The sequence below is a fragment of the Sphingobacterium sp. UBA7253 genome, assembly GCF_002472745.1.
Lineage (GTDB): Bacteria > Bacteroidota > Bacteroidia > Sphingobacteriales > Sphingobacteriaceae > Sphingobacterium > Sphingobacterium siyangense.
Window position 1 is genome coordinate 1 of sequence record NZ_DKSP01000189.1, and the last position, 6,952, is coordinate 6,952.

General features: G+C 37.5%; 8 protein-coding genes and 1 pseudogene. 6 read left to right on the forward strand and 3 right to left on the reverse strand.

From position 1 onward, the window contains the following. The 3 genes from B2X72_RS19120 to B2X72_RS19130 form a co-directional block, all read right to left on the reverse strand. A partial coding sequence (locus B2X72_RS19120) for a hypothetical protein (RefSeq protein ID WP_286851093.1) occupies positions 1-934 on the reverse strand: 934 nt, incomplete at its 3' end. 47 nt (positions 935-981) lie between these two features. Further along, positions 982-1,317, reverse strand: a complete 336-nt coding sequence (locus B2X72_RS19125; protein WP_286851095.1) for a hypothetical protein — start codon at positions 1,315-1,317, stop codon at positions 982-984. Positions 1,318-1,523: 206 nt separating this feature from the next. Then, positions 1,524-1,853 (reverse strand): SH3 domain-containing protein, encoded by a 330-nt coding sequence (locus B2X72_RS19130; RefSeq protein WP_286851097.1) that lies wholly within the window; start codon positions 1,851-1,853, stop codon positions 1,524-1,526. A gap of 359 nt (positions 1,854-2,212) precedes the next feature. Here B2X72_RS19130 and B2X72_RS26705 point away from each other — a divergent pair. The 6 genes and pseudogenes from B2X72_RS26705 to B2X72_RS19155 all read left to right on the forward strand — a co-directional run. Next, positions 2,213-2,440, forward strand: a pseudogene (locus tag B2X72_RS26705) (hypothetical protein); the annotation flags it as partial. 13 nt (positions 2,441-2,453) lie between these two features. Next, positions 2,454-3,380 (forward strand): MFS transporter, encoded by a 927-nt coding sequence (locus B2X72_RS19135; protein ID WP_286851098.1) that lies wholly within the window; start codon positions 2,454-2,456, stop codon positions 3,378-3,380. A gap of 18 nt (positions 3,381-3,398) precedes the next feature. Beyond that, positions 3,399-4,046 (forward strand): DAPG hydrolase family protein, encoded by a 648-nt coding sequence (locus B2X72_RS19140; protein ID WP_286733286.1) that lies wholly within the window; start codon positions 3,399-3,401, stop codon positions 4,044-4,046. A 31-nt stretch (positions 4,047-4,077) separates the two neighbouring features. Beyond that, a complete protein-coding gene (locus B2X72_RS19145) occupies positions 4,078-4,884 on the forward strand; it encodes a helix-turn-helix domain-containing protein (RefSeq protein ID WP_286733290.1) in 807 nt (268 codons plus the stop codon). Positions 4,885-4,995: 111 nt separating this feature from the next. Further along, the gene (locus B2X72_RS19150) at positions 4,996-5,574 is read left to right on the forward strand and encodes a Crp/Fnr family transcriptional regulator (RefSeq protein ID WP_286851099.1); all 579 of its coding nucleotides are present in this window, start codon (positions 4,996-4,998) and stop codon (positions 5,572-5,574) included. Positions 5,575-5,636: 62 nt separating this feature from the next. Next, complete coding sequence (locus B2X72_RS19155) at positions 5,637-6,611, forward strand: quinone oxidoreductase family protein (protein ID WP_286851100.1); 975 nt, start codon at positions 5,637-5,639, stop codon at positions 6,609-6,611. The last annotated feature ends 341 nt before the right edge of the window (positions 6,612-6,952 follow it).

Sequence of the window (6,952 nt, forward strand, 5' to 3'; positions counted from 1 at the left end):
GCTCTTCCGATCTAGAATCAGGATAGGCATCGACCAATTTGAGTGCATGGAGATAATAATAGTCAAGCGGGATTCCGATTTCTTCTGAGTAATTGCGTTCAATGATAAGCTGATAGTAAAAGACCTCAGGGTGTTCATACCCCTCGGCAATCAATTCGTCAAATCGAGTATGCCATTTGACCAACTCCTGATGGATATGCAGGGCTGAGTTTTCCCCTTTGATAAGCTTAAGCAAAATCTGCAGTGCTAGGTCGATTGCTTTATTTTCGTAAGCAATTTCAGCGAGATCGACATAATTCATTTCATTGCTGCTGATGAAATGCTTAAAATCCGCTTCCATTAATGCTAAAATATTAGACTCATTGATCTGTTTGGTACGGTCAAGCAGGTATATTTTCTTTATCCAAAAGATGGAAAAATTATGATCCAAGGTTTCCCGTTCATCCTTGAATGTTTCTTTAACGAAATCAATGCTCGCCTCCAAAACTGGAAGCATCGCTGTATCGTCCTGGAGCCCTTCGTAGATGTTGGTTAAATAGTTGTGCCCATATCCGGACATATTGGGGGAAGCGATTAGTTTTTTTGCGTATTCGATGAATAGACCTTTATTGCCTTCAGTAATATGGAATTTTGGTCGACCAATTTGTGCTAATGTCGCTTGATTGTCCAAAACATAATTCAGTATATGATATAGGGTCGTTTCATTATCAGGTTCGATGGCCAATGCTTTTTGAAAATAGGGGATCATTTTTTCCTGAATAACATCGAAAATAGCTTCGTGGCCTTCATAGAATGCCTGATCATGATAGGCGATCGCAAGGTGTGTCCAAAGCGTAACATCTTGATCGTTTTGTCGCAGTTGGTTTTCTCCTTCAATGATAAATAAGTCTAGTTGTCCGCTGTAGAACAAATCATATATATTCTTTTCTTCCATTTATTGATTTTTATATGTATCCAGTATGTTAGAATCTTTGAAAAATACTATTTAGCCGTTGGAAGCTTTTCAAAGCTAGTACCGTTCCATAGAAATTCTTCACTTTTTTTTGTGATCTTGAAATTGGGATTTTCTGCATCGTCGTCAATAGCTTCTCCCTCTTCAATGTATTTAAAGATAATCTGATTATTTTTTCCGTGTTCGGAAGGGAAAAGAATCTTTTCATCGTAATAGAAAACACCAGCATCACTCACCGAATACCTGCTGGGAAGATCCACAAGTCGTTGTCCTGTCCAGGCCACATAGTTGTACTCAGAAGGTATACCACAGGCTTCCCCCAGAAATTCGATGCGGATGATTTGTTTGACATTTTGCAGCCCCATTGCCGGCAGCAATTTACTCTGAGAGAAGGTTTGTTCTGAATAGGCGAAAGGGAAGGTGTGTTCAGCTAGAAAATTTCCTTTTGCGTCGAGAAGTTTTACTACTGTTGAAAAATGATCCTGTTCCTGTTCGTTGATACTTTTGGTAAAACGCTCAAAACCGTAAATATATTGCGAGCCGTCCGAAGCGGTTTGTTTTCCGAGCGCTACTAGTCCGAGCCAAATAAAACCATTTTTTTACTGTTACCGTCGGAATAACTTATCTCATACCAAGGAGCATAAAAATTTTTCAGTGTATTTCCTTTGAAGGGCGCACTGGTGATCGTAACAACATTTCCTACCGATAAAGAATCTACGATTGCTGCCTTAAGACTAGGTTGAGCACGCACATAAGCTTTTGTGGCAAAAACAGTTGCCGATTGACCTTTTTGTATGTTCCATAAATTGAAATTATCGTCAAATTTTAAATTTTCCTGCGCCTTCGAGCAAAATGGTCCGATGACCAAGATGATTAAATAGCATCCCATTAGTTTTCTCATTTTTCACTCTCCTTTCCTGCAAAAATAGACGAATTGGTCCATAACCCTTATCACTGGTTTCAGGTATTTTTTTGTAGAGTGCCAGAAATAACATTTTATAATCTTAGACATGTCGTTGTTATTAGGGATAAAAAGAGCTATTTTTTCAGTTATGCCCAATTTGGTAGTAGCGTAAATTTTGGAAAGTTTAAATGGCTATTGAACTTTACCCGTAGATAATTTGATGAAACAGGAAATTGGGGATAAGAAATGTTGATTTTATGTGGACCGATTTCCTAAAAGTACAAGACAATGCGATAATCACACCATTTGCATCATTGTTTAATATTGAAATTTGTAGAGTCAATAAAAACAATAGTATGAATCAGATATCAAAATTTGGAATATTTGCTTTGCTACTGAGCAGCAGTTTAACAATTATGGTTGGAACTGTTATAGCACCGTCATTAAAAGAAATTTCAGTCCATTTAGGATTTGAAGAAAATCCAGGTTTGTTGATTACGTTGCCTTCGCTCGGCGTAGTAATTTTCGCACCCTTCGTTGGGAAATTGATTGACCGAAAGGGAGCATATCTGATGCTTAGATGGGGTTTGATACTTTATGCTTTACTTGGGCTGTTGGGGGGGGCTTCTTACCAACCCTTATTTGGTTGTGATAGATCGTATTCTTTTAGGTGTTGCTACGGCGTCAATACAGGCAGCTGGAACAGGCTTAATTGCACTATTATTCATTGGTGACGACCGACTGAAAATGATAGCCTGGCAAGGTATGTCCATCGAATTGGGTGGGGTCGTATTTTTGAGTTTTGGCGGTCTTTTGGGGGGCTTTTGTTGGAAATATCCTTTTTTAATTTATCTAATGGGGTTGGTATGTGCATTATTAATTTCCATAAGTGTCAAGAGGAGCGCTGATGCTTTACGCAAAAAAGTGGTTGCTGTTGAGTCAACAGAGAGAACTAAAATCAGTAGACATTTATTGATAATAATTTTGTCTGCTGCGTTTGCCATGATGCTGTTTTTTGTGGCATTTGTTTGTCTTCCATTATTTCTTCCATCTTCGTTTCACTACAGTGAGGCTGAAACGGGATACTTCATGGCTTTTATTTCGATTGTGGCCGTTATAGCAGCGAGCCAGATGCCTCGCGTCACCAGGTATTTATCAAAAGACTTTACGTTGTCAATGGGATTTTTTGCATTTGCCATTGGGCTTACTATTTTTTTTATTACCACATCCAACATCACCTTATTCATAGGGGCGGTAGCGATGGGCATAGGTTTTGGATTTACTGTTCCATTGCTAAATCATATGACCGTCGAAGAAAGCAGCAGTAGTAATCTAGGGCAGTACCTAAGCTATTATTCCATGGCGATTTTTGGCGGACAGTTCCTTTCATCCTTTATCACGGAACTGAATTATGAAATGAGAACAACCTTCTTAATCGCTGCTGTTTTGGCTTGTGCAATTTCGGTGGCTTTATATATCATCGCAAGCATCAATAGAATACATGTATTTAATAATAATTTATAACGACTAAAATAGAATAACATGAGAATTGAAGAAGCAAATGAGCTCTTAGAGCCTGGTTATCTACCGTTTGAAGCAGGGTGGAGACGGTACGAAGACGGTTTACTTGTTGTTGCAGCAAGGTCTTCACTGGCCAATATAAACGGCGAAATGATTGAATGGTGGTTTTCCTATATTCAGGATACGCATCAGTATTTACTGTGGCATAAAGAAGACCATGTTTATAGTGACTGGATCGGTGAGAGGGGGACTGGAAAGTATATTGGGGGAACCCATATTGCCCACGAAAGATTGGGTGGAAATGAAATTCATAAATTGAAGATTAATTTTTTAAATCCCTCAAATATTTTGGATATAAGTAGATTTCCAGAACAGCGTGTAACCGCTATTCACGCGAGATTGGGTATGGATGGCCAAGAAGGCTATGCCGCCAAAATGGTACACTTTATTCGGGATACTGCCTATGGCTGTGAAATGAGAAGTCGTTTTTGGTTGGGTTATTTTGAAGGTAATGATCTTGCAAATGATTTGGAGACTCGGCTTAAAATCTATCCCGATCATGTAGGTGCAGGACTATGTAAACATTGTCATGAGGAAATGAGTAATTTTACGACTTTTCTTCCCGAACTTTATGAAAAAAAGACTGGTAGAATATATACTCCGAAATAAAAAAGAATGACTAATTTAAAATAAAAACCACATGAGAGTCAGCCATCAGATTGATCCACTTAAAATGATATATTTTGAACTGGAGTGTTGCCCGGAAAGCTATTTGAAAAGTGAAGATAGAAATTCCTTTTTCGAAATTATCTGTCAATATAGCAATATTGGTGATTCTGATTCTCATGTTGATATCTATCTGATTCCACTCTATCGTATGGAAGAGTTCAGCAATTCCAATACTGGATATCTTCTCGCTTTCAAGCGAGATTACTTGGAGGAGGATGACAAAGAATATGCTTTGGATGTGTTCAATCTCTTCAATATGCAAGGACAATCTACACATTTGATCGTCAAGTCTCGGGATGCTGGTATTCTTGCTCAGGTTGTGAACTTAATAAAAGAGGAATACAATAAACCCGAAGGTACTTATCTTATCTTGAAGGCTCTCATAAAAGTTTATTTGTTGAATCTAATCCGTTTACATCAGGAATATTTTTTAGAACAGGATGTGAATCAAAAACGAATTTATCAGTTTATTGTCCTGTTGGATCAATATTATAAGGAACAGCGCACTGCTGACTTCTATGCAAAGGAAATAGGTATTACGGCAAAACGCTTAAATCAGATTCTAAAGATTAAAATGAGTAGGTCAATTTCGCAGTTAATTCATGAACGGTTGGTTTTAGAAGCAAAAAGAATGCTGATCTCGAGTGAAAAAACCATAAAAGAAATTGCTTTCGAGCTTAATTTTGAAGATCCCGCTTACTTTAGCCGTTTCTTTAAAAAGAAGACCCAAGTTTCACCAGAGACATTCAAACTACATCAGGCAAATTTTAGCAAATAGATGCTTAGCATTTATAGCAAAAATATCTCTTTCACGTCTGTAATTTTTTGTAGGTTAGTAGAATTGAAAGAAAGCTATTTTATATATCGACAGTGCAATTACGACAAGTAAATGTTTGAACAATTCAGAATTAAATTCCAACTTGATGACGATAAATGGAACGAATATATAGATTGCTTCCATCGCATTGAAGTTCCTGCCAAAACCATACTTTTGAAGGAAGGAGAAGTTTCCAAAAAAATGTTTCTGATTGAAAAGGGGGGGATTCGTGCTTGGTTCAATAATAATGGTAAAGATATCACTTGTCAATTTTTCTTTGAAAATGAAACGGTGGGTTCTATTGAAAGCTTCCGAAAAAATATTCCAAGTCAGACCACTATAGAAACCATTGAACCAAGCATTTTATGGTGGATACACAAAACCGACCTAAACAGGATAGTTGAAGAAATTAAAGAAATTCCACAGTTACGGGATATGCTTATAGACAAAGTTTTTGAGCGAACATTCGATTATATGAAATATTTTTTCTCAATGGTCAAAAATACGCCGCAGGAACGCTACATCAATTTGCTAAAAGAAAGACCCGAAATTATAAAACGTGTTCCACAACATTATATCGCTTCTTATCTTGGGATTTCTTCGGTCCATTTAAGTCGTATAAAAAGTGTATTGGCAAAAAAACGGATTTAATAACAAATGTTATCAACTGCTGAAATATCGGTTTTTAATTTTGCTGCATAAAATTATATAAAATGAAAGCAGCAGTAGTATTGAAAAAAGGCGAAATGCCAAAATATGTAGTAGACTTTGCAGAGCCAATAGTGCAAAATGAAAATGAATTATTGATTTTGGTGAAAGCATCTGCAGTGAAAAACCTTGACAAAATGCAGGCAAGTGGAAAACATTATTCCTCGCAAAACGAAGTGTTTACAGCAAAAGTGGTCGGTGGAGATGGTGTTGGGGTACTTGCAGATGGTACACGTGTTTATGGAATTGGCGTTGGCGGAATGATTGCCGAAAAAGCGATTGTTGAAAAAAAACGTATGGTAAGGTTACCCGTAAATATTGATGATGCAACAGCAGCAGCTTTACCAAACGCAGTGATGGGCTCAGCTTTGGCATTACGTTTCAGAGCGGGTTTGCAAAAAGGGGAAACCGTACTTATTAACGGTGCAACAGGTGTTACCGGCAAAATTGCTGTGCAAATTGCCAAACATTACGGTGCGAAAAAGGTGATAGTGACAGGGAGAAACGAACGGTCTTTAAACGAATTATTATCATTAGGTGCAGATGAGATCATTTCGTTGAAACAGGACGATGAAGCGTTTATTACACGACTAAAAATCTTACAGCAGCAAAATCCAATTGACGTGGTTATTGATTACCTGTGGGGAAAGAGTGCAGAACTGATTTTATCAGCATTAAAAGGCAATGGGGGATTTTCGCACCATACGCGATATGTTACTGTTGGCGGAATGATGAGCGATTCAATTACATTGTCATCTTCCATTTTACGCAGTACAGCTATTCAGCTTTCCGGTTCGGGCTTAGGAACCTGGACGCCAGAAGAATTAATACTATTGATTACAGAAATACTTCCCGAAATGTTTCAGCTTGCTGCTGACGGAAAATTAAAAATTGAAACGGTAAATATTCCACTTAAAAACATTGAAAACGCTTGGGAAATGGGTATCGATGGAGGCAAACGCCTGGTGGTTTTAATTTAGTTGATCTATCCAGCATCTCAAGTATATGTGGAATTAATTGTAATGATATGAATGCCGTATTCTTATTACTATTTACAATATGCTAAGATGTTCCAATTCAGTAGATTCAGTTGAGATATTAACCGGAGATCTGCGCAGTATGACAACCTGCTTTCCTGGAAACAGTCCTACGAACCCCATTTTTGATGACTACCATAATTACCTGATTCGGGTGTAGCTATTCAAGAAATATTAAAACGGAAGCATCCTAATACTAAATCGCATGTAATAACAATTTTTAATCAATATTTAGACACTAGTAAGTCACTGCTTATACAGTCTATACTGAGTGATCACTGAAC